The sequence below is a fragment of the Marinobacter sp. V032 genome, from assembly GCF_052645435.1.
On sequence record NZ_JBQXYE010000002.1, the window covers coordinates 239,559 to 261,252 of the forward strand.

The window sequence follows — 21,694 nt, forward strand, 5'->3', positions numbered from 1 at the left end:
TGAGGAGTTAATATGCGTATTTCATCACAGCAGATTTTTAGCGGCGGGATCAGCCGGTTGCAGAACCTTAACAGTAATCTGCAGAAAACCGATGAGCAGATCTCAACCGGCAAACGCGTGCTCAATCCGTCCGATGATCCGGTAGCAGCAGCCCGTATACTGAAGCTGGCGCAGGAGACGGCTCAGATCGAGCAGTTCCAGCGCGGGGCAGGTCTTGCCGAGAACCGGTTGCAGCAGGAAGAAAGCACGCTCGCCAGCATCACAGATGTAGTGCAGCGCGTGCGGGAGCTTACCGTGCAGGCGGGTAACGGCGCATTGTCGGAGTCTGACCGGAAATCAGTGGCTGCTGAACTGCGGGAAAGGCTGGACCAGCTTGGTTCGCTGGCCAATACCCGCGATGCCTCCGGTGAATATATCTTCAGTGGATTCAAGGGGAATACGCCTGCCTTTACCCAGAATATCTCGGGTGACTGGGTTTATCAGGGGGATGAAGGTCAGCGCCAGCTTGAAATTGATAACGGCGTGAAAGTGGCGATTAGCGATAACGGCAAAGGGCTCTTTGTCGATATTCCATCGAATAACCCGACGTTTTTTGCCGAAGCCAGTAGCGCCAACACGTCCAATCCCCCTGCGCGAATCAGTTCGGGTATGGTGTTGGATCAGGAGGTATTCAACGGTGTTTATCCGGCTGACCTGGTGGTGCAGGTTGATGCCACTGCGGGTACCTTTACAGTGACAAACCGGGCGTCCGGTGCGGATCTCACACCAACACCGGCCAACTATGTCAGCGGCGAGAGTATTCGGGTTGCCGGTATTCAGTTTGAAATTACCGGCGCGGCTGATGGCGACAGCTTTGTGATAAAAACTGCCGAAAAGCAGTCCATGTTCACCACCGTCGAAAAGCTGATTTACGGTCTTGAAAATCAGGCCAAATCACCGGCTGTGGCGACTATCCCGGCTGCAACCTTTACGCCGGATGGTGACGACACGCTCACGATCAATGGTGTCGATTTTACCGGTATGACAGATGTTGCAAGCTTGCGGGATGCAATCAATCTCAATAACGACCCGGCAACTGCCAACATCAGCGCAGAGCTGGATGGCAATGGAGATCTAGTGATCACGTCTCTGGATGGAGATCTCGAGTTTGCGGCAGACGACGGGGGTACAGCCACCGGCCAAATGGTTGTCACGGGAACCAAGTTTGAGGATCTCGACCTTCAGAGCGGACCGGTCACGGCGACAGTGGCCAGTGGCCAACAAGCCTTCGATGAGTTGATCGCAAACTCGCTGGCGGATCTGGACAATGTGCAGGAGAGCATCCTGACCACCCAAACCCAGATCGGTGGGCGGCTAAACGCTATCGAAACAACGCGCGATTTCCTGACAGATTCTTCGGTATACACCGAGCAGATCCGGTCCGAAATCCAGGATGTCGATTATGCTGAGGCGGTCAGTCGCCTGAGCTTCCAGAGTTTTGTGCTTGAGGCCGCCCAGCTTTCGTTTGCTCAGGTATCCCGCTTGTCGCTGTTCGACAAATTGTAACGGGCGATATTCGAGAGGGCGGTTATACGCGCAGGCAGTTGACCTTGCGAGCGACGTCAGTATAATCGCCACACTCTTCGAACGCAGGGGTAGCGAGATCGGAAGACTCGCAAACGGAGCGGGTCGCGCTGACAGCTTTATTGCAGCTCCCTTGCTGGCCTCATCGGTTTTCTCGAAGTATTGTCGGTTGTTTGTAAGCTCTTGGCGGAGTGATGAAATTGGTAGACATGACGGATTCAAAATCCGTTGCCTTCACGGGCGTGCCGGTTCGAGTCCGGCCTCCGCTACCATTGAAATGGTTAAATCCATTGCTTACCAACCAATACACCGGCAAATAAACTGATTTTGCGTCTGATTACTCTTTTTTGTTCGTGTTTTCATAGACAGTATTTGGACAGCGATTCGAATCTCACCTCCGGAACCATGTCTGAGTGCGTCCATGTATGTGTTGGGGCGTCATCGCAATGCACTTCTGCGATGCGGTTTCAGGCAGGTACAGGATGCCTGGTTAAATCCTCATGAAAGTCTCCGATTTCCATTACGACCTTCCTGACGAGCTGATTGCACGCTATCCACTTGAGCAGCGTTCAGCCAGCCGCCTGTTGACCCTCGATGGTCCGACAGGCGCGACCGCCCACCGTCAGTTTCGTGATCTTCTCGACCTCATAAATCCCGGTGATCTGCTGGTATTCAACAACACCCGGGTTATTCCTGCGCGCCTGTTTGGCCAAAAGGAAACCGGTGGTCGGCTGGAAATTCTTGTTGAGCGAGTGCTGGACCAACAGCAATTGCTGGCTCATATCCGGTCGTCCAAATCACCCAAGCCCGGCCAGAAGATATGGGTTGAAGGTGGTGGCGAGTTCGCTGTCACTGGTCGTGAAGACGCGTTGTTCTGCCTGTCCCTTGCCGGCGGAGCTGAATCGGTGCTCGATCTGTTGGAACGGGTAGGGCACATGCCGTTGCCGCCCTATGTCGATCGCCCTGATGATGAAGCTGACCGGGAGCGCTACCAAACCGTTTACGCCCGTGAGGCGGGGGCTGTTGCTGCACCGACAGCAGGGCTGCATTTTGACGAGACCCTGATGGCCGAATTGGCTGAGCGCGGTGTAGAACAGGCATTTGTCACTCTCCACGTCGGTGCGGGTACTTTTCAGCCTGTGCGTGTTGATGACATCCGTGACCACCATATGCACAGTGAGGTCGCCGATGTGCCTCAGGCTACCGTAGAGGCGGTTCAGCGCACGCGTGCCCGTGGTGGGCGGGTAATAGCCGTCGGTACGACATCGGTCCGCTCGCTGGAATCAGCATCGGTTAATGGCGAGCTCACCACATTTCAGGGTGAGACGGATATTTTCATCTATCCCGGCTACCGCTTTCGTTGTGTCGACGCATTGGTCACCAATTTCCACTTACCCGAATCCACATTAATCATGCTGGTAAGCGCATTTGCCGGTTATGACCCCGTGATGGCGGCGTATCGTGAAGCTGTCGATCAACACTATCGCTTTTTCAGCTATGGCGATGCCATGTTTGTGACCGGGCAGTTGCCCTCAGTCGCTGCAGCGGCCGTCCAGGAGTCCAGATCATGAGTGAACGCTGTTTCATGACGTTTAAAACCCTCGCGACTGATGGCCGTGCCCGCCGCGGAACACTCAGCTTCCCGCGTGGAGAAGTTCAAACACCAGCGTTTATGCCTGTCGGCACTTACGGCACGGTCAAGGGCATGCTGCCTCGTGACATCGAAGAAATTGGCGCTGAGATTATTCTGGGCAACACCTTTCACCTGATGCTGCGCCCGGGTACCCAGGTTATAAAGGAGCATGGTGACCTTCACGATTTCACCCAATGGCAGGGGCCAATCCTGACCGACTCCGGCGGGTTCCAGGTGTTCAGTCTGGGCGAGATGCGCAAAATCAGTGAACAGGGCGTGAAATTCCGTTCGCCGGTGGACGGCTCCCCGGTGGAGCTCTCGCCGGAGATCTCGATGCAGGTTCAGCGAGATCTCGGCTCCGATATCGTAATGATTTTTGACGAATGCACGCCGTATCCGGCTACCGAGAAGCAGGCAAAGGATTCCATGGAAATGTCGCTGCGCTGGGCTGAGCGCAGCAAAAAGGCCCATGGCGACAGCCCGTCTGCATTGTTCGGTATCGTGCAGGGTGGAATGTACCCGGCGCTGCGTGACCAGTCGCTGGAAGGTCTCGAAGCCATTGGATTCGATGGCTACGCGATTGGCGGTCTTTCGGTTGGTGAGCCAAAAGAAGACATGATCCGGATTCTGGATCACTTGCCTCCTAAGATGCCCGCAGACAAACCGCGCTACCTGATGGGTGTTGGCAAGCCTGAAGATCTTGTCGAAGGTGTGCGCCGTGGTGTCGATATGTTTGACTGCGTGATGCCCACCCGCAACGCGCGCAACGGACACCTGTTTACTTCAGAAGGGGTGGTCAAGATCCGCAACGCCCGTCACCGGAGCGATACATCGCCGGTAGATTCCCGTTGTGATTGCTATACCTGTCAGCATTTTTCACGGGGCTACCTGCATCACCTCGATCGTTGTGGCGAAATGCTGGGTTCGCAGCTCAACACAATCCACAATCTGCGCTTCTATCAGAACCTGATGGCCGGATTGCGTGGTGCCATTGAAGCAGGTACATTGTCGGACTTTGTTGAGCAGTTCTATGCACTTCGGGATCAATCAGTTCCGCCTTTGACGGCGACGCCTGAAGCCTGAAATGCCGTCCCGGTGCGGGAAACAGATTTCAATCAAAAACGGAGTAACTGAATGAAAGCTTTGCGTAATGCACTGATTGCTATTCTCGCGGCCATGCCTGCTGCGGCCATGGCTCAGGATCCTGCTGCTGGCCAGGGCATGGGTGTGTATGGAAACGTTATCTTCTTCGCCGGCTTTATCCTGATTTTTTACCTACTGATCTGGCGTCCGCAGTCCAAGCGTGCAAAAGAGCACAAAGCGCTGATGGCAGGTTTGGGTAAAGGCGACGAAGTCGTCACTTCAGGTGGTATCGCCGGCCGGATTACCCGTGTCACCGACGATTTTATCGTGGTGGAAGTGGCTGACAATGTTGAAGTCAAAGTGCAGAAAGTCGCTGTGGCTACAGCACTGCCGAAAGGCACACTCAAGGACGTTTGATCCTGATTGAGGGGCACGACAGTGCCCCTTTTGCATTCAGGTCCGCAGCTTCGCGGAGGTTTTTGACACTGGTCTGAACGGCATCCTGCGGTTCATGACAGTTTCCGAGAAAGATACAGGGCTGGCTCCGGCCGGCAGATAAGGCATTCCATGCTCAATAAATTCCCGCTCTGGAAAAACATCGTGATTATTGTCGCGATTGTGATCGGTTTTCTTTACGCGCTCCCCAACCTTTATCCGGATGACTATGCAATCCAGATTACCGGCGCGCGCAGCAGTACCCAGGTTGATCAGGCCACGCTGGACCGTGCGGTCTCATCGCTTGAAGAAAGCGGCATTACTGTTAAAGGTGCCAAGCTCAATAACCCTGATGCCCTGATTCGCGTTGAAAACGGCGATGTGCAGCTCAGCGCCCGCCCGATCGTTCAGGAAGCACTGGGTCGGGATTATCTGGTTGCTCTCAATATGGCACCCACCACTCCGGGTTGGTTGCGAAGCATTGGTGCGGGACCAATGAAACTGGGCCTCGACCTGCGCGGCGGTGTCCACTTCCTGTTGGAAGTCGATATGGAGAGCGCATTGCAGCAGCGCCTCGACGTTTATGCCGGTGAAATCAAGCGTCAGCTCCGTGACGAGCGTATCCGGTACCGCGGTGGTGACGTTGTTGATGGCAATTCCATTCAGCTGTTTTTCCGTGATGAGGCGGCACGAGACGAAGCCTTCGATCTTGTGCGTGCTCAATACAATGAGTTTCTGCTGGATGAGCAGCAGGCGGGTGAGGGTGAATACACTCTCCAGCTCAATCTTTCCGAGCAGGAAGTGCGAAATATCGAGGATTACGCACTGCAGCAGAACCTGACGACCATTCGCAACCGGGTTAACGAGCTGGGTGTTGCGGAACCTCTGGTTCAGCGCCAGGGCCGGGATCGTATCGTGGTCGAGTTGCCGGGTGTTCAGGACACGGCTCAGGCCAAGCGTGTACTGGGAGCTACTGCAAATCTCGAGTTCCGTCTTGCCGCCAAGCAGGATGCGCCATCCGGCACAACCGAGGTTTATCCCTTCCGCGACAACGAAAATCGCACGGCACGTCTGGAGCGGGACATCATCGTCACCGGTGAAAACGTCTCGAATGCGCAGCAAGGTTTCGATCAGAACGGCCAGCCGCAGGTCAATATCACGATGGATAGCACCGGCGGCGATATGATGACCCGCGCGACCCGCAATGCGATCAAGCGTAGCATGGCGGTATTGTTTATCGAGTACCGTACCGAAACGGTCGAGAAGCGGGTAGACGGCAAGCTGCAGGAAGTGGAAGAGCGCAAGGTTGATCGCAGCATCATCAGCCTGGCAACGATCCAGTCCACTCTGGGAAGCAGCTTCCGGATTACCGGTCTGGATTCAATTCCTGAAGCATCGGAGCTCGCGCTATTGCTGCGCGCAGGTTCACTTGCCGCGCCCATGTACTTCGTGCAGGAACGCACTATCGGGCCAAGCCTGGGTCAGAAGAATATCGACTCCGGCATCCTGTCGGTCACGATTGGTCTCGCGCTGGTGCTGCTTTACATGCTGGTGTACTACCGGTTCTTCGGGCTGGTGGCGAATATTGCGTTGGCAATCAACATGATGATGCTAGTGGCCTGTATGTCGATTCTGACGGCCACCCTGACGCTTCCGGGTATTGCCGGTATCGTGCTGACCGTTGGTATGGCGGTGGATGCCAACGTGCTGATATTCGAACGTATAAAAGAAGAGTTGAGGCTCGGGGTACCGCCGCAAAGTGCCATTAATGCTGGCTTCGGGCGCGCATTTGTTTCAATCTTTGATGCCAACATCACGACCTTGTTGGTTGCGATCATTCTGTTCGCGATGGGCTCCGGTCCGGTCAAAGGGTTCGCGGTTACGCTATGCATCGGTATTCTGACCTCGATGTTCACGGCATTGCTGGTCAGTCGCGGTATCATTAATGTGGTTTATGGCGGTCGCAAAATCGAAAAACTTGCGATCGGGGGGCGTGTCACCAATGGCTAGATTAGGGAAGAATGTAATCAACTTTATGGCGCTGCGCCGTTCGGCGTCAGTGGGATCGTTGATTGCTGTTGTGCTCTCGATTGGCATATTGGCGTTCAATGGCCTCAATTTCGGCCTGGACTTCACCGGCGGCACCTCGATTGAGTTCGAATACAAAGAGGCGCCTTCACTGGACGCAGTGCGCCAAACGCTCGATGCTGCCGGGTATGAAGAGTTTGTGGTTCAGAACTTTGGCGAGGATACGTCTGTTCTGGTGCGTTTGCCCCAGGACTTTGATGATTCTCTCGGTCGCAAGATGGCAGCTGATCTTCGGGCAAATGGCGACCAGGTCGATATGGTCCGGGCCGAGTTTGTGGGGTCACAGGTTGGCGACGAGCTGAAGGAAGATAGCGGGCTGGGTATGCTGCTCGCCCTGTTTGTCGTCCTGATCTATGTCGGCATGCGATTCCAGTTCAAGTTTGGCGTCGCGTCGGTGTTGCCTCTGGCCCACGATGTGATCGTTGTACTGGGGATTTTCTCGCTGTTCCAATGGACTTTCGACTTGAGTGTGTTGGCAGCGCTGCTGGCCATTATCGGTTACTCGTTGAACGATACAATCATCGTATCTGACCGTATCCGCGAGAATTTCCGTAAATTGCGGACAGGTACGACCGAAGATATCGTTAACCAGTCAATCACCGAAACCCTAACGCGTACGCTGAATACTTCCGGCACTACACTGGCTGTACTCATTTCGTTGTACCTTGTGGGTGGTGAGGCGATTCACAACTTCGCGGTTGCGTTGATTATCGGTATCGTCGTGGGTACCTACTCATCCATCTACGTATCTGCAAACCTGCTGATACTCCTGGGTGTTACCCGTGAAGACCTGATTGTGCCTGCAAAAGAAGGAGCAGGAGAAGCGACTGACGAAGAGCAGCCGCCAGAGTGGCTGAACCGGATGTAGTCCGTTGTTCCGCCCGTCATAAAAAAGCCCCGCATTTGCGGGGCTTTTTTTGTGCTTCCTCCGGAGAGGGGAGTTGCCAGTTATTTATCGTGGCAAACGGCCCCGGAAGCTATGGAGCGACTTCAGTATGTCTTTGAACAGCTTTGGGTTGGCAATGACAAGCTGACGGCTTTCCTGGCTGGAGGGGTTGCCAGAGAAGTCGCCGGAAAGCCCGCCACTCTCGTGTGCCAACAACAAACCCAGCGACTGTGTGACACTGTCAGGTTTGAATAGCACGGCTGCATCCAGGTGGCCCGCACTTACGCGTGCAATGTCGAGTAGTGCGCAGCGGCTGGTTTGTACGTCGGTCGATTCTGAAGCCAGTGTGGTGATCAGCTCACCCCAAACCAAAGGATTGTCACCTTCGCGCGTAAAGTTCAGCACGTTGGTTGTCAGACGGGCTTCAGCGATGAGGCGTGCGCCCCCCATGCGGATCCGGCGGCTGTTCAGTGCTGCGCCATGACCGCGGCTGACTGAATACTCTTCACCGGTGACAGGGTTGATCAGCAACAGGTGCTCAGCGCGGTTCTGCTTTTTCTGAACCAGTGCAGTGACAAATTCGGGAATGCCGCGCACAAAATTCTCACTACCGATAACCGGAAATACGTGCCAGCTGGCATCGTGGCCGTCGGCTTCAATGTCGCCGGTCGGCGCAATATAGTGATCCTTGTAGGCTTTCTGCAGCTGTTCCGTGAAATTGGCGGATATGGAGGCCTCAACATTCGCCAGCTGTTCACGGGCTTCTCCGAAGTCCTGAACCGCAGGGTCCTGGCGTTCGAAATGGGCTTTTAGAAACTCTGAACCCTGGCGCGCTATGCGCAGGGCCATCTTGATCGCTGGTTGCATGGAACTATCTGTCACCTGGCTGTGTACAAAGGTTGCGTATCATATCAAATCGCCTTGCTGGCTTATATGTTTTTTGCGGACTGGAGTAATAGGGGATTACCCGGTTAATTAGCGTCTTGGGCGCTCAACCGGGATTAACATCTGATATCATGTCGCGCCCTGACGATTTGATATACCCGAGGCTTGATTGCATGAGTGCTACCCCCGCCAATCCTTACGACAACGTTCGCATCGTACTGGTCGAAACATCCCATTCCGGCAACATCGGGGCTGTCGCGCGGGGGATGAAGAATATGGGCCTGGGGAATCTTTGGCTGGTGAATCCTGCATCCTTTCCTGATGAAACGTCCTATGCAAGGGCCGCTGGCGCCTCTGATGTGCTTGATCGGGCGCAGGTCGTTGACAGCCTGGACGAAGCTCTTGCGGGTTGTATTACGGTGATGGGGACCAGCGCTCGAGGGCGAAAGGTGCCTTGGCCTATTATGTCGCCCTCAGCCTGCGCTGAAAAAGTAAACGAAGAAGCCTTCAAAGGCGAGGTTGCGTTGATTTTCGGGCGTGAAAATCACGGCCTCAGTAATGATGAGCTGCAGCGGTGTCACTACCACATTCATATTCCCTCGAACCCCGACTACAGTTCGCTCAATCTCGCCATGGCGGTTCAGGTTGTCTGCTATGAATTGCGGATCAAGCAACTCGAAGCACTGGAGGCTGAAGGTGAGCGGACAGCGCTGCAGCCAATGCTTGCCCCGGGTGATCCCGGCTGGGATATGCAGGCAGCCACCGTGGGTGAGGTGGAAGGCTTTTTCGGTCACCTGGAGCAGGTGCTGGTCGACATCGAATTCCACCGCCGGGAAAATCCCCGGCAGCTCATGAGTCGCCTTCGGAGATTGTTCCAGAGAGCGCGCATGGATAAGATGGAAATCAATATTTTACGAGGCGTTCTTTCAGCTGTTCAGAAGAGTGCCGGGGCGCCGCAAGGGCAGACAAAAGCAGGGCAGGACCAGGGCTGATTTATGTTTGAACGTCTACGTGAAGATATCAGCAGTGTATTTCATCGGGACCCGGCGGCGCGCAATACGTTCGAGGTTTTAACCAATTATCCCGGGTTGCACGCATTACTCTTCTATCGGTTCGCCCATAGCTTATGGGTGCGGGGCTTTAAATGGCTGGCCCGCACGATCTCCACATTGGCTCGCTGGTTTACCGGGATAGAAATACATCCCGGTGCAGTGATTGGTCGACGGTTTTTCATTGATCACGGTATGGGGGTGGTGATTGGTGAAACAACGGTTATTGGCGATGATGTTACGCTTTATCAGGGCGTTACGCTGGGCGGTACGAGCTGGAACAAGGGCAAGCGCCATCCCACGCTGGGAAATGGTGTCGTGGTCGGTGCCGGTGCCAAAATTCTGGGACCTTTCGAGGTAGGCGACCGGGCCAAAGTGGGGTCCAATTCCGTCGTCACCAAGGCTGTTCCGGCTGATGCGACGGTAGTCGGGATTCCTGGGCGGGTCATCATCAAACGCGATACCAATGATAGCGATGAAGCGAAACGGCGCGATATGGAGCGACGCATGGGGTTCGACGCTTACGGCGTATCGGAAGAAATGCCCGATCCGGTAGCGCGCGCCATGCGCAGCCTGCTGGATCACATGCATGTGGTGGATGACCGGATCGAAACCATGTGCAAGGCGCTTCAGCGGGTAGACAAGGAATATCGCAACGGTGCAATGCCGCCAATCGATGAGGAAGACTTTGATTGTGTGAGGGACGAGAACCGCGAAGTCTGATCTTTTTCGAGCGGTTCGCCCTGGGGTTGAATACTTGACTGTTTTAGTGGGTCAATTCATACTTCCAAGTCAATTTCGTACTCTTCTTGACCTCTAGAGGCAGCGATCAATGCGACTGACCACCAAGGGGCGCTATGCAGTCACGGCAATGCTTGATCTTGCGTTGCATGGTGGCGATGGGCCCGTCAGTCTGGCGGACATCTCCCAACGTCAGGATATCTCTCTATCTTATCTGGAACAGCTTTTCGCCAAGCTTCGCAGGCACGCGCTTGTTGTGAGCGTGCGCGGACCTGGCGGCGGCTACCAGTTGGGCCGCTCGCATGAGCAGGTCTTTATTTCCGAAGTCGTTGATGCGGTTAATGAATCGCTCGATACCACCCGGTGCAATAATAAAGGTGATTGCCAGAACGGTGAAAAGTGCCTGACGCATCACCTTTGGTCAGATCTAAGTGATCAAATTCATACGTTCCTGAGTCAAATCAGTCTGGCCGATTTGATGCGCAAGCGCGAGATCCAGATTGTAGCGAGTCGCCAGAACGAACGTCAGGCGGATGCCATCAATACCGAGCGACTGATGGAAGGCGATCCTGTCTAACACACTGGCGTTATTTGCTCCGGTCTCCAAAAGCAGTAACCGTTTCAGAAAACCACAGAAAAGCGCCGATCATCCATGAAAAAGCCTGTATATCTCGATTACGCAGCCACTACACCAGTTGATCCTCGGGTAGCCGCGAAGATGGCTGACTGCCTGACGCTGGACGGGGTTTTCGGTAATCCGGCATCACGAACACACGGTTATGGCTGGCAGGCCGAGGCCGCCGTAGAGGGCGCTCGTAGGCAGGTTGCAGACCTGATTGCCTGTGATCCTCGGGAAATCGTGTGGACCTCCGGCGCAACTGAGTCCGACAACCTGGCGATTACCGGATGCGCTTTGCGGCACCCCGGCGGGCATATCGTCACATCGAGAATTGAGCATAAAGCTGTACTGGACACCTGCGAATGGCTTGAAACCCAAGGTTACCGCGTAACCTATCTTCAGCCCGATGCGAAAGGGGTGATTTCTCTTGAGCAAGTAACGGAAGCGCTCACCGACGATACATTCCTTGTGAGTCTGATGTGGGTCAATAATGAATTGGGCGTGATCAATGATGTGCCTGCTATCGGTCAGATGCTGCGGAGTCGAGGCATTACTTTTCACGTCGATGGCGCGCAAGCGGCGGGCAAGCTGCCAATAGACCTTTCGAAAGTGGAAGTGGATTTGGTGTCTTTGTCGGGGCACAAGGTATATGGACCCAAAGGCGTTGGTGCGTTGTATGTGCGTCGGGATCCGGCAGTCAAAATCGATCCGCTGATTCACGGCGGTGGTCATGAGCGTGGTATGCGATCCGGTACACTCGCCACCCACCAGGCGGTCGGGATGGGAGAGGCCTTTCGGATTGCAGCGGAAGAGCTAGACGAAGAAATGGCTCTCCTTGGGGCGCTTCGTAGCCGTTTTATCTCGGGATTGTCCGGATTGGACGGGATTTTCTTTAACGGGCACCAGGAACTCACGGTGCCGGGCATTGTCAATATCAGTTTCAGCGGTATCGACGGCGAATCGTTAATGCTGGGCCTGCGTGATCTTGCGGTATCATCCGGCTCAGCGTGTGCTTCCGCCTCTATGGAGCCCTCTTATGTGCTGCGGGCCTTGGGGGTGGGGGACGCACTTGCCCACAGCGCACTCCGATTTTCTTTCGGGCGATTTTCAACGATCGAAGAGATCGATTTTGCAGTAAGCGAAATCACCTCCGTTTTCACCCGTCTTCGGGACATTCAGCAAGCGAGAATGGGTGCCCGGTAGGCAGTGGCCGGCTTCGTGCGTATAATCGCCGATTAGTTTTTCACCTTCACCTGAACATTAACTGGAGATATAGCATGTCTATCGAGCGTACGCTCTCTATTATCAAGCCGGATGCCGTTGCCAAGAACGTAATCGGCGAAATCTACAGCCGTTTCGAAAAAGCCGGTCTGAGCATTGTTGCGTCAAAAATGATGCACCTGACTCAGGAGCAGGCAGAAGGCTTCTACGCCGAGCACAAAGAACGTCCTTTCTTCGGCGATCTGGTCGCGTTCATGACGTCTGGTCCTGTTGTGGTTCAGGCTCTGGAAGGCGAAGGCGCCATCCTGAAAAACCGTGATCTGATGGGCGCTACCAACCCGAAAGAAGCAGCTGCCGGCACTATCCGTGCTGACTTCGCATCTTCAATCGATGCCAACGCTGTTCACGGTTCTGATTCTGCTGAATCAGCTGAGCGTGAAATCGCTTATTTCTTTAATGATAACGAGATCTGCCCACGGGGTTGATTTCTGCCGGACCGGGCGCCTGCGGGCACCCGGTCCCGACATGGTTATTTGATCGAGGTTATTGCAATGACGGCGCCTTCTGAAAAAGTAAATTTGCTGGGCCTGCCCAAGGCCAAAATGGAGGCGTTTTTTGAGTCCATGGGTGAGAAGAAATTCCGTGCCACCCAAATGCTTCAATGGATTCATCAGCATGGCGTTGATGACTTCGATCAAATGACTAACGTCAGTCGGGTATTGCGCGAGAAACTGGCAGAGGTCGCGGAGATTCGTGGGCCGGAGGTCGTGCTCGATGAAACCTCCAAAGACGGTACTCGCAAGTGGATCATGCGCATGGATAGCGGCAACAGCGTCGAAACCGTGCTGATTCCCGATGGCCAGCGTGGCACCTTGTGCGTGTCATCCCAGATCGGTTGCAGCCTTGACTGCACCTTCTGCTCCACAGGAAAGCGGGGCTTTAACCGTAACCTGTCGGCGGCTGAAATTATCGGCCAGGTCTGGGTTGCCCGCCGCGCGTTTATGCCTTTCGATCAGAAAGCCGACCGGCCGATCACCAATGTTGTCATGATGGGAATGGGTGAGCCGTTGCTCAACTTCGACAATGTTGTCGACGCCATGAACCTGATGATGGAAGATCTGGCCTATGGCATATCCAAGCGCCGGGTAACGCTCAGTACTTCAGGCGTCGTACCCGCGCTCGATCGTCTGGGGGAGGTTACGGATGTGTCCATCGCCATTTCGTTGCATGCGCCTAATGACGAATTGCGTAACGAGCTGGTGCCAATCAACAAGAAGTATCCGATAGCCGAGTTGTTGGCGGCCACCCGTCGTTATCTTGCCCGTCTGCCGGATAAGCGCAAGGCGACAATCGAATACACCGTCATCGCCGGCGTTAACGACAAGCTTGAACATGCCCATGAGCTCGTCCGGGTGCTCAAGGACTTGCCATGCAAGATTAACCTGATCCCGTTTAATCCGTTCCCGGAAAGTGATTTCAAACGCCCGAAGATTCAGGCGACCCGCCGTTTCCAGTCCATCCTCAATGAAGGTGGATTTGTCACAACTGTCAGAACAACCCGTGGCGACGATATCGATGCGGCATGCGGCCAACTTGTCGGCAAATTCGAGGATCGCACGCGCAGAAGTCAGCGCCATATTGCGGTTCATCAGGTTTCCCCATAATCAATTTGTCACCATAAGGATTTCCCTGGAGTGAATGCATACGGCCGTAGAATTCGTTTTTTCAGGTTGCTTGCTCTGGCTGGATTGCTTGCGCTTTCCGGTTGCGTGACGACAACTGACAGTCCTTTTGCCAAAGAGGCCGATAAAGAGAAGGCTGAGAAGAACTATGTCCGTCTGGGCACAGCCTATCTCGGACAGGGAAATTACGACCGGGCGCGCGATCATCTGAAGCGTGCACTTGAAATTAATCCCCAGAGCGCTGGGGCTCTCTCCGCAATGGGGCTGATTTACCAGTCGGAAGGCGAGCCAGAGCTTGCAGACGACTACTTCAAAAAGGCGTTGCGTAGCGATGGCAGCTACACCCGTGGCAGGATCTATTACGGCGCCTTTCTCTACAGCCAGGGCAAGTTCAAAGACGCCAGCGAACAGTTCGAGACAGCGTCCAAAGATACCGAGTACGAGGATCGTGGGTCGATCTTTTATAATCTCGGCCGAACCCAGCAAGCCATGGGCAAAGACGATGATGCATTGCAGAGCTACTATCGGGCAGTAGAGCTGTCACGGGGTAATGCAAGCTATCTTCTTGCAGTGTCCACTGCGCTGGTAAACAAGCAGCAGTATACCGAGGCTTCGGCGTTCTATAATCGTCTGCAGAGGATGATCAATGATAATCCGCAGATGCAGCATTCTCCCGAGAGTCTTTATACCGGAATCCGCCTTGCTCACTATTACGGTGACAAGCATCGTGAAGCGAGCCTGGCTTTACTTCTGCGCAACCAGTACCCAGAATCAGAAGAACTCAAACAGTACAGGGCCCTGATTTCAAATGACAAATGAAGACGGCGGGCAGTCACCAGAAGTCCCTGAATTAGCCGGGGACGTTGGTCGTGAGCTTCGTGAGGCACGGGAAGCGAAAGGACTTTCTGTAGCGGAGGTTGCTGAGCATCAGCATCTGCGCCCGTCCATAATTGATGCCATTGAAGAGGGGCGCTACTCGCAAATCGGCAGTGAGTTGTTTCTCAAAGGCTATGTTCGGGCTTATGCAGAGCAGCTGGGGCTGGACGCATCTGACCTGATCAATCGTCTGGATCACGAACTGGAGCCGATTCGCGTTAAGGCTGTCGAAGCACAGAAATCGAATCCACTCGAAAATATTGCTCAGAAAAAGCGCAGAAAGCGCCGCATAGCACGATGGGTGCTGCTTGTTGTGGTGCTGGCTGCAGCAGCATTTCTCGCATCTCGATTTGTACCGCTGGGGACGCTGTTGGGTAATGGCTCCGCTTCTGAGTCAGGAGAAGCTCCGCAAAGTTTGCAATCGGCGCCCGCTGAGGATTCAGAGGCGGGTATGATGGATACCGCTGAACCCTCCGCAGAAAGCGACACCTCAGAATTTGAATCCGACGGCATACTGACATCTGCTGCAGACGAAGAGTCGGACATGTCGTTTGACGCTTCGGACGCCTCCGTTGAAGCAGGCGAATCTGAAAGTGATTCTTTTGAGTCAAGCGCCGCCGAGAGTGCTTTGACTGAACCGGCGGATGAAAGCCCGGTTGAAGCCGCAGTCGCGCCACCTTCGACAGCATCAGACGAACAGGCGAGCGTGCCGGAAAATACCGAATCGCCCGCCACAGCCGGCGCATCTGTCATTACAGCAAGCTTCTCAGCTGATTGTTGGGTGTCGGTTAAAAATGGTGAGGGGCGAACCGTTGTCTCTGTGTTGAAACGCGATGGTGATACCCTGCGCTATGAAGGCCCGGCACCCTTTACGGTTGTACTGGGCGCTGCTGATGCTGTCTCACTGAACTTTAACAGTGAAGCTGTTGATCTTTCACGCTATCCGACGTCCAATAACCGCGTCTCGCTGACGTTGGGTAACTGAGCTTTCAGAAATCATTCCAGGATTGTATGAAACACGAATCACCGATTAAACGCCGTAAAAGCCGCCAGATTTTCGTGGGTAACGTGCCTGTGGGAGGCGATGCTCCGATTGCCGTCCAGAGCATGACGAACACCGAAACCTGTGATGTTGACGCTACCGTTGCGCAAATCGAAGCTCTTCAGGAAGCGGGCGCTGATATCGTGCGGGTCTCGGTACCAAGCATGGACGCAGCGGAGGCTTTTTCCCGCATAAGACCACGGGTTTCCGTGCCACTGGTAGCCGATATCCACTTTGATTACCGCATTGCTCTCAAGGTCGCCGAGTACGGTGTTGACTGCCTTCGCATCAACCCGGGCAACATTGGGCGTGAAGATAGGGTGCGGGCAGTCATTGATGCGGCCAAAGATAAAAACATCCCGATCCGGATCGGCGTCAATGCCGGTTCGCTGGAAAAGGATCTTCAGCGCAAATATGGCGAGCCGACTCCGGAAGCTCTTGTCGAATCCGCCATGCGTCATATCGACATCCTTGATCGCCACAATTTCCAGGATTTCAAGGTGAGCCTGAAAGCCTCGGAAGTGTTCATGACAGTTGCGGCATACCGGCAGATTGCTTCACAGATAGAGCAGCCTCTGCATCTGGGTATTACCGAAGCGGGTGGTTTGCGATCCGGCACGGTCAAATCGTCGATCGGGCTGGGCATGCTGCTGATGGACGGTATTGGCGACACCATTCGGGTTTCTCTGGCGGCCGATCCTGTGCAGGAAATAAAGGTCGGCTACGACATTCTCAAAAGCCTGCGCTTGCGTTCCAGAGGCATTAATTTTATTGCGTGCCCCAGCTGCTCGCGACAGAACTTCGACGTTATTCAGACCATGAATGATCTTGAAGGTCGCCTTGAGGATGTGCAGACCGCTCTGGATGTGGCAATCATCGGCTGTGTGGTAAACGGGCCGGGTGAAGCCAAAGAGGCCGATATTGGTTTGACGGGTGGTTCGCCGCGTAATCTGCTGTATATGGCCGGCGCCCCGGATCACAAGCTGGATAACGAAAACCTCGTTGATAATCTTGAAAACCTGATTCGAACGGAAGTGAAGCGCCGCAAGGAACAGGAAGACGCCATTATTGTCCGCACGCACGACTGAGCCTGATTTGACCAGCGAGAACTGATTTCGGGCCGTCGATATCTGTTGATTCTCCTTGTTGAAGTAATCAGGCTGTCGCCTTCAGAGGATGGCGTGATTTGAAACCTGACCAGGAAATACACCTTGGCAAAGATTAAAGCAATTCGTGGGATGAACGATATCCTGCCTGATCAGACGCCTGTCTGGCAGTACCTTGAACGTACGGTCGGGCGGGTTCTCAGTGGTTACGGCTACCAGGAAATCCGGATGCCGTTGCTCGAACAGACACACCTGTTCAAGCGTTCGATTGGTGAAGTGACCGATATCGTCGAAAAGGAAATGTACACCTTTGAGGATCGCAACGGCGAAAGCCTGACATTGCGCCCGGAGGGTACGGCCGGTTGTGTGCGGGCCGCTGAAGAGCATGGCCTGTTATTCAATCAGACCCAAAAGCTGTGGTACGCCGGCCCGATGTTTCGTTATGAGCGTCCTCAAAAAGGGCGTTATCGCCAGTTCCACCAGATTGGTGTCGAGTGCTTCGGGATGGATGGTCCTGATATCGATGCTGAGCTTCTGATCATGCTGGCGCGTCTGTGGCGTGCTCTGGGGCTCATGCCGCATGTTCGGCTGGAGATCAACTCGATTGGCAGTGCGGAATCCCGTAAAGCCTACCGGGAAGCACTGGTCGATTATCTTTCGGGTTTCCGTGAAGAGCTGGATGAAGACAGTCGCCGGCGTCTCGAGACCAACCCGCTGCGTATTCTGGATTCCAAATCAGTGGATACCCAGAAGCTTCTGGACGATGCCCCGAGCCTTGAAGATTTTCTTGATGATGACTCCAGGAACCATTTCGCAGGTCTGAAAGCCCGTCTGGATCTGGCGGGCATTGAGTATGTTGTGAATCCGAGGCTGGTGCGTGGTCTCGATTATTATGGCAAAACCGTCTTTGAATGGGTCACCGAGAGTTTAGGTGCGCAGGGCACCGTGTGTGCCGGCGGCCGATATGATGGTTTGGTCGAGCAGCTGGGTGGCAAACCGACCAAAGGCGTGGGGTTTGCGATGGGCGTCGAGCGTTTGATCTTGATGCTTGAAACACTGGATCTGGTGCCCGGGACTGTGGGTGCGGGTGCTGATATCTACGTGATGGGGATGGGCGAGGCAGGTGAGGCTGCGGCACTGAAAGTGTCCGAAGACCTGCGTGATGCACTGACCGAGCGAACGATTGTGAGTCATTGCGGTGCCGGCAGTTTCAAAAGCCAGATGAAAAAGGCGGATCGCAGTGGTGCCCGGTATGCGCTGATTCTCGGCGACAATGAGGTAAGTTCAGGTACAGTGAGCCTCAAGCCGTTGCGCACCGAAGAAGAACAACGCAGCATCCCACAGGACGCGCTTGCGGAAGAACTCAAAACCTTACTGAATTAAACCAGCTATCGATTTTACGGGAGTGTTAGAGCGTGGAACTGCGTACTGAAGAAGAACAAATTGCAGCGATCAAAGACTGGTGGAAAAGAAACGGCAGTTCGCTGCTTATCGGGATTGGCGCTGCACTGGCTATTGTATTTGGCTGGCAAGCCTGGGAAAACCATCAGGAAGAGCAGCAGAGCGCTGCCGGTGCCAAGTTCCAGCAACTGATTACCGCCGTCAGCCAGCCTGACGGCGAAGAAAAAGAAAAGACCATTACCTTTGTTACCAAAGAGCTGCAAGATGAGTTCGACAGCAGCGCCTACGCCGTGTATGGCTCTCTTATTCTGGCAGCACACCAGTTTTCTCAGCAGGATGATGCCAAAGCTGCAGTCGAGACGCTGAAGTGGGCCAAATCCCATGCCGCCAAAGGGCCGCTGGTAACGCTGATTACCCAGCGCCAGGCGCAGGCCGAGTTCGCTGCAGGCGACGCTGACGCGGCACTGAGCACTCTGCGTAGTGTAGATGAGCCCGGCGAATATGCTGCTCTTTACGCTGAGCTGGAAGGTGACATTCTTCGTTCTCAGGGTGACATCGAGGGTGCGCGTGAAGCCTACACCGTTGCTCGTGATGCAGCCGGCGATGCACGAAATCCAATTCTTGAACTCAAAATGGCCGATATGGCCATCGGGGAGGACGCCTGATGACTCCAGGCCTGCAATCCGCCAGAAACTGGCTGATCGGACTGATCGCGGTAGGGACTCTGGCTGGCTGTAGCTCAAACGACACGTTTGAGGAGCCATCTCCGTTACCGGAAATTGAGAGTACGGTATGGCTTGATGAAGTCTGGGATATGTCCATAGGTGACGGGGACAATGATCAACTCCTGTTCCTTCAACCCGTCATATCCAATGGCGTACTGTTTGCTGTCTCAGAGGATGGTGAGCTGGTTGCCGTTGATCCCAAAACAGGCGATGAGAAGTGGGAGAGAGACCTCGACCGCAGCATTCTCGCAGGCGTAGGGGCGGACGACGACCGGCTGTATGTGTCCACCCGTGCGGGTGAATTGCTCGGTTTGTCCCGTGAAGATGGCTCCGAGCAGTGGTCTGTGTCTTTGCCCAGCGAAATTCTCGCGCCACCTCAATCGAATGGCAGCACTGTTGTTGCCCAGACGATTGATGGGAAGGCACTTGCTTTTGATGCACAGACCGGTGAAAAGCGTTGGCAGTATGACGGTGTCATTCCAGTGCTGAGTTTCCGCGGCAATGCAACGCCGACGGTGGGCTCAGAGACTACCTTGCTGGCTTTTGCCAGTGGTCAGGTCTTTGCGCTACTGACGGAAACCGGTCAACCGGTGTGGCAGTATGCCGTCGGTGAACCCGCGGGTAGAACCGAGCTCGAGCGTCTGGTTGATGTTGATGGTACACCAGTGCTCAAAGATGGCGTGGTCTACGTTGTCGGTTACCAGGGTAAAATGGCAGCCGTTGATGCCCGTAGCGGGCAGGAGCTCTGGAGCAGAAACGCCAGCAGTTTCCAGTCACCAACTCTGGGCTATGGCAATATTTATATCTCCGGTTCTGACGGTGTTATCAGTGCCTATAGTCTGTTCAACCGCAAGGAGCTCTGGACCCAGGACAAGCTCAAATGGCGCCAGACGACCTCCCTGCTTGCGGTTGATGGTTATTTGATCACGGGTGACTTCGAAGGGTACGTGCATATCCTGTCTCAGCTCGACGGGTCTCTTCAGGGGCAGCGGGAAATTGACGACGATGGGTTGCGAGTACCTATGCTATTAGATGACGACATGATTTATATTTACGGTAATAGCGGCCGACTCGTGGCTTACCGTCTACAAGAGGAAGATTGAGCGCGTTGCCAAGCAACAGCGTTCGATCTCGCCTGGCGATGTCGTCCCCCATTTTCTGACTGACGAACTCTATATGACTCCTGTAATTGCTCTGGTGGGGCGGCCAAATGTTGGCAAATCCACTTTGTTCAACCAGATGACACGCTCGCGGGACGCGCTTGTTGCTGATTTCTCTGGTCTTACCCGCGACCGTAAATACGGTGAGGGAAACTTCGAGGGTCAGCGCTTTATTGTCATTGACACTGGAGGGATCACGGGAAACGAGCAGGGGATTGATGCCAAGATGGCGAGCCAGTCAATGCTCGCGATCGAAGAAGCGGATATTGTACTGTTCCTCGTTGATGGTCGCGCTGGTTTGACGGCTGGTGATGAGATGATTGCCGCTCATCTGCGTCGCTCAGGCAAGTCAGCCCACCTGGTGGTGAACAAAACTGACGGCCAGGACCCTGATGTCGCGACAGCTGATTTTTATCAACTGGGTTTTGAGTCGATATACCAGATTGCGGCCTCTCACAATCGCGGCGTTCGCTCGATGCTCGAGCTGTTGTTGCCCGCTGTTGATGAGGGTGAAGTTGATCACGCTGAAAAGTATCCCGGTATTCGCATCGGTATCGTCGGGCGCCCGAACGTAGGCAAGTCAACGCTTGTAAACCGCATGCTGGGTGAAGAGCGGGTCGTTGTCTATGATATGCCCGGAACCACTCGCGACAGTATCTACATTCCTTACGAACGCCAGGGCCAGGAGTACACGCTGATCGACACAGCGGGCGTTCGACGACGCAAAAGCGTGAAGGAAACAGTCGAAAAATTCTCGATTATCAAAACACTGAAAGCCATAGAAGACTCTCACGTCGTTATTCTGGTGATCGACGCAAGGGAAGGTCTGGTCGATCAGGATCTGCACCTGATTGGTTTCGTGCTTGATGCCGGCCGTGCACTGGTCATTGCTGTCAATAAGTGGGACGGCATGGATGGCGATGAGCGGGCTCGTGTTAAGGAGCAATTGGCTCGTCGTCTCGAGTTTCTTGACTATGCCGACAAGCACTTTATTTCAGCGCTGCACGGGTCTGGCGTTGGTGTGATGTACGACTCAGTTGCTGAGAGCTATGAGTCGACGATGGCCAAGTGGCCGACCAACCACCTGACGACTATTCTCGAAGACGCGCTGGTTCAGCATCAGCCACCTTTGGTAAACGGGCGTCGAATCAAACTTCGGTATGCGCATCAGGGGGGCTCGAATCCGCCGGTAGTGGTGGTCCATGGGAATCAGACGGATAAATTGCCAAACGCCTACAAGCGCTATCTGGAAAATATATTCCGCAAGGTGCTGAAAGTACGTGGCGCGCCGATCCGATTTGAATTCCGATCCGGTGAGAACCCGTTTGCGGGGAACGTCAATCGTCTGACCCCGCGGCAGAAAGTTAAAAAAGACCGTCTCATCCGGCACGCAAAGAAAGCGAAAAAGAAAGAGAAGTACAAAAAAGCGAGATAAGCGCAACTGCTCTCGGAAAAGGGGCCCTCGAATTGTTTTCGGCGGCCCCTTTTTTATTGCGTGG

Annotated in this window: 20 protein-coding genes and 1 tRNA gene; 20 read left to right on the plus strand and 1 reads right to left on the minus strand. The window is 54.4% G+C overall.

Features of this window, described 5'->3' with window-relative positions; genetic code table 11:
- The first annotated feature begins 12 nt into the window (after window positions 1-12).
- The 7 genes from flgL (at window position 13) to secF (ending at window position 7,670) form a co-directional block, all read left to right on the plus strand.
- Window positions 13-1,545, plus strand: a complete 1,533-nt coding sequence (flgL, locus tag ACUN9X_RS12685; protein WP_445473327.1) for a flagellar hook-associated protein FlgL — start codon at window positions 13-15, stop codon at window positions 1,543-1,545.
- Window positions 1,546-1,748: 203 nt separating this feature from the next.
- Window positions 1,749-1,835, plus strand: a tRNA-Leu gene (locus ACUN9X_RS12690).
- Window positions 1,836-2,063: 228 nt separating this feature from the next.
- Window positions 2,064-3,134, plus strand: coding sequence for a tRNA preQ1(34) S-adenosylmethionine ribosyltransferase-isomerase QueA (gene queA, locus ACUN9X_RS12695; RefSeq protein ID WP_260037707.1), 1,071 nt, complete (start codon window positions 2,064-2,066; stop codon window positions 3,132-3,134).
- A 14-nt stretch (window positions 3,135-3,148) separates the two neighbouring features.
- Complete coding sequence (gene tgt / locus ACUN9X_RS12700) at window positions 3,149-4,279, plus strand: tRNA guanosine(34) transglycosylase Tgt (RefSeq protein ID WP_260037980.1); 1,131 nt, start codon at window positions 3,149-3,151, stop codon at window positions 4,277-4,279.
- A gap of 51 nt (window positions 4,280-4,330) precedes the next feature.
- Entirely contained in the window at window positions 4,331-4,696 is a 366-nt protein-coding gene (yajC, locus tag ACUN9X_RS12705) for a preprotein translocase subunit YajC (protein WP_445473328.1), read from the plus strand.
- A gap of 150 nt (window positions 4,697-4,846) precedes the next feature.
- Window positions 4,847-6,724 carry a protein translocase subunit SecD gene (secD, locus tag ACUN9X_RS12710; RefSeq protein ID WP_445473329.1) on the plus strand — a complete coding sequence of 626 codons (1,878 nt, stop codon included), beginning with the start codon at window positions 4,847-4,849 and terminating at the stop codon, window positions 6,722-6,724.
- Window positions 6,717-7,670, plus strand: a complete 954-nt coding sequence (gene secF, locus ACUN9X_RS12715; protein ID WP_260037704.1) for a protein translocase subunit SecF — start codon at window positions 6,717-6,719, stop codon at window positions 7,668-7,670. The genes secD and secF overlap by 8 nt, the downstream gene beginning before the upstream one ends.
- 84 nt (window positions 7,671-7,754) lie before the next feature.
- On the opposite strand, the gene ACUN9X_RS12720 is transcribed toward secF, so the two are convergent.
- Window positions 7,755-8,555 carry an inositol monophosphatase family protein gene (locus ACUN9X_RS12720; RefSeq protein WP_260037703.1) on the minus strand — a complete coding sequence of 267 codons (801 nt, stop codon included), beginning with the start codon at window positions 8,553-8,555 and terminating at the stop codon, window positions 7,755-7,757.
- Between the two features lie 191 nt (window positions 8,556-8,746).
- Here ACUN9X_RS12720 and trmJ point away from each other — a divergent pair, with 191 nt between their 5' ends.
- The 13 genes from trmJ to der all read left to right on the plus strand — a co-directional run bounded on the left by trmJ (window position 8,747) and on the right by der (window position 21,630).
- A complete protein-coding gene (gene trmJ / locus ACUN9X_RS12725; RefSeq protein ID WP_445473330.1) occupies window positions 8,747-9,565 on the plus strand; it encodes a tRNA (cytosine(32)/uridine(32)-2'-O)-methyltransferase TrmJ in 819 nt (272 codons plus the stop codon).
- A gap of 3 nt (window positions 9,566-9,568) precedes the next feature.
- A complete protein-coding gene (gene cysE, locus ACUN9X_RS12730; protein WP_260037701.1) occupies window positions 9,569-10,345 on the plus strand; it encodes a serine O-acetyltransferase in 777 nt (258 codons plus the stop codon).
- Between the two features lie 109 nt (window positions 10,346-10,454).
- A complete protein-coding gene (gene iscR, locus ACUN9X_RS12735; RefSeq protein WP_260037699.1) occupies window positions 10,455-10,940 on the plus strand; it encodes a Fe-S cluster assembly transcriptional regulator IscR in 486 nt (161 codons plus the stop codon).
- A gap of 75 nt (window positions 10,941-11,015) precedes the next feature.
- Window positions 11,016-12,185: an IscS subfamily cysteine desulfurase gene (locus ACUN9X_RS12740; protein ID WP_445473331.1), complete on the plus strand. Its 1,170-nt coding sequence runs from the start codon at window positions 11,016-11,018 to the stop codon at window positions 12,183-12,185.
- 74 nt (window positions 12,186-12,259) lie between these two features.
- Window positions 12,260-12,688, plus strand: a complete 429-nt coding sequence (gene ndk, locus ACUN9X_RS12745) for a nucleoside-diphosphate kinase (RefSeq protein WP_260037695.1) — start codon at window positions 12,260-12,262, stop codon at window positions 12,686-12,688.
- A gap of 66 nt (window positions 12,689-12,754) precedes the next feature.
- Complete coding sequence (gene rlmN, locus ACUN9X_RS12750) at window positions 12,755-13,867, plus strand: 23S rRNA (adenine(2503)-C(2))-methyltransferase RlmN (protein ID WP_260037694.1); 1,113 nt, start codon at window positions 12,755-12,757, stop codon at window positions 13,865-13,867.
- 30 nt (window positions 13,868-13,897) lie between these two features.
- Window positions 13,898-14,704 carry a type IV pilus biogenesis/stability protein PilW gene (gene pilW, locus ACUN9X_RS12755; RefSeq protein WP_260037692.1) on the plus strand — a complete coding sequence of 269 codons (807 nt, stop codon included), beginning with the start codon at window positions 13,898-13,900 and terminating at the stop codon, window positions 14,702-14,704.
- The gene (locus tag ACUN9X_RS12760; RefSeq protein ID WP_445473332.1) at window positions 14,694-15,746 is read left to right on the plus strand and encodes a RodZ domain-containing protein; all 1,053 of its coding nucleotides are present in this window, start codon (window positions 14,694-14,696) and stop codon (window positions 15,744-15,746) included. The genes pilW and ACUN9X_RS12760 overlap by 11 nt, the downstream gene beginning before the upstream one ends.
- Window positions 15,747-15,772: 26 nt before the next feature.
- Window positions 15,773-16,891, plus strand: coding sequence for a flavodoxin-dependent (E)-4-hydroxy-3-methylbut-2-enyl-diphosphate synthase (gene ispG, locus ACUN9X_RS12765; RefSeq protein WP_260037689.1), 1,119 nt, complete (start codon window positions 15,773-15,775; stop codon window positions 16,889-16,891).
- 150 nt (window positions 16,892-17,041) lie between these two features.
- Window positions 17,042-18,292: a histidine--tRNA ligase gene (hisS, locus tag ACUN9X_RS12770; RefSeq protein ID WP_445473473.1), complete on the plus strand. Its 1,251-nt coding sequence runs from the start codon at window positions 17,042-17,044 to the stop codon at window positions 18,290-18,292.
- Window positions 18,293-18,324: 32 nt separating this feature from the next.
- Window positions 18,325-18,975, plus strand: a complete 651-nt coding sequence (locus ACUN9X_RS12775; RefSeq protein WP_260037686.1) for a YfgM family protein — start codon at window positions 18,325-18,327, stop codon at window positions 18,973-18,975.
- Window positions 18,975-20,138: an outer membrane protein assembly factor BamB gene (gene bamB, locus ACUN9X_RS12780; protein WP_445473333.1), complete on the plus strand. Its 1,164-nt coding sequence runs from the start codon at window positions 18,975-18,977 to the stop codon at window positions 20,136-20,138. The genes ACUN9X_RS12775 and bamB overlap by 1 nt, the downstream gene beginning before the upstream one ends.
- 73 nt (window positions 20,139-20,211) lie before the next feature.
- Window positions 20,212-21,630: a ribosome biogenesis GTPase Der gene (der, locus tag ACUN9X_RS12785; protein WP_260037683.1), complete on the plus strand. Its 1,419-nt coding sequence runs from the start codon at window positions 20,212-20,214 to the stop codon at window positions 21,628-21,630.
- Window positions 21,631-21,694: the final 64 nt, after the last annotated feature.

Coding starts and splice junctions, on each gene's coding strand:
- ACUN9X_RS12720 (WP_260037703.1), bottom strand. CDS start 8,555: ATGCAACCAGCGATCAAGATGGCCCTGCGCATAGCGCGCCAGGGTTCA.
- rlmN (WP_260037694.1), top strand. CDS start 12,755: ATGACGGCGCCTTCTGAAAAAGTAAATTTGCTGGGCCTGCCCAAGGCC.
- iscR (WP_260037699.1), top strand. CDS start 10,455: ATGCGACTGACCACCAAGGGGCGCTATGCAGTCACGGCAATGCTTGAT.
- der (WP_260037683.1), top strand. CDS start 20,212: ATGACTCCTGTAATTGCTCTGGTGGGGCGGCCAAATGTTGGCAAATCC.
- secD (WP_445473329.1), top strand. CDS start 4,847: ATGCTCAATAAATTCCCGCTCTGGAAAAACATCGTGATTATTGTCGCG.
- ACUN9X_RS12740 (WP_445473331.1), top strand. CDS start 11,016: ATGAAAAAGCCTGTATATCTCGATTACGCAGCCACTACACCAGTTGAT.
- hisS (WP_445473473.1), top strand. CDS start 17,042: ATGAACGATATCCTGCCTGATCAGACGCCTGTCTGGCAGTACCTTGAA.
- cysE (WP_260037701.1), top strand. CDS start 9,569: ATGTTTGAACGTCTACGTGAAGATATCAGCAGTGTATTTCATCGGGAC.
- secF (WP_260037704.1), top strand. CDS start 6,717: ATGGCTAGATTAGGGAAGAATGTAATCAACTTTATGGCGCTGCGCCGT.
- ACUN9X_RS12760 (WP_445473332.1), top strand. CDS start 14,694: ATGACAAATGAAGACGGCGGGCAGTCACCAGAAGTCCCTGAATTAGCC.
- ispG (WP_260037689.1), top strand. CDS start 15,773: ATGAAACACGAATCACCGATTAAACGCCGTAAAAGCCGCCAGATTTTC.
- trmJ (WP_445473330.1), top strand. CDS start 8,747: ATGAGTGCTACCCCCGCCAATCCTTACGACAACGTTCGCATCGTACTG.
- tgt (WP_260037980.1), top strand. CDS start 3,149: ATGACGTTTAAAACCCTCGCGACTGATGGCCGTGCCCGCCGCGGAACA.
- flgL (WP_445473327.1), top strand. CDS start 13: ATGCGTATTTCATCACAGCAGATTTTTAGCGGCGGGATCAGCCGGTTG.
- bamB (WP_445473333.1), top strand. CDS start 18,975: ATGACTCCAGGCCTGCAATCCGCCAGAAACTGGCTGATCGGACTGATC.
- queA (WP_260037707.1), top strand. CDS start 2,064: ATGAAAGTCTCCGATTTCCATTACGACCTTCCTGACGAGCTGATTGCA.
- ndk (WP_260037695.1), top strand. CDS start 12,260: ATGTCTATCGAGCGTACGCTCTCTATTATCAAGCCGGATGCCGTTGCC.
- yajC (WP_445473328.1), top strand. CDS start 4,331: ATGAAAGCTTTGCGTAATGCACTGATTGCTATTCTCGCGGCCATGCCT.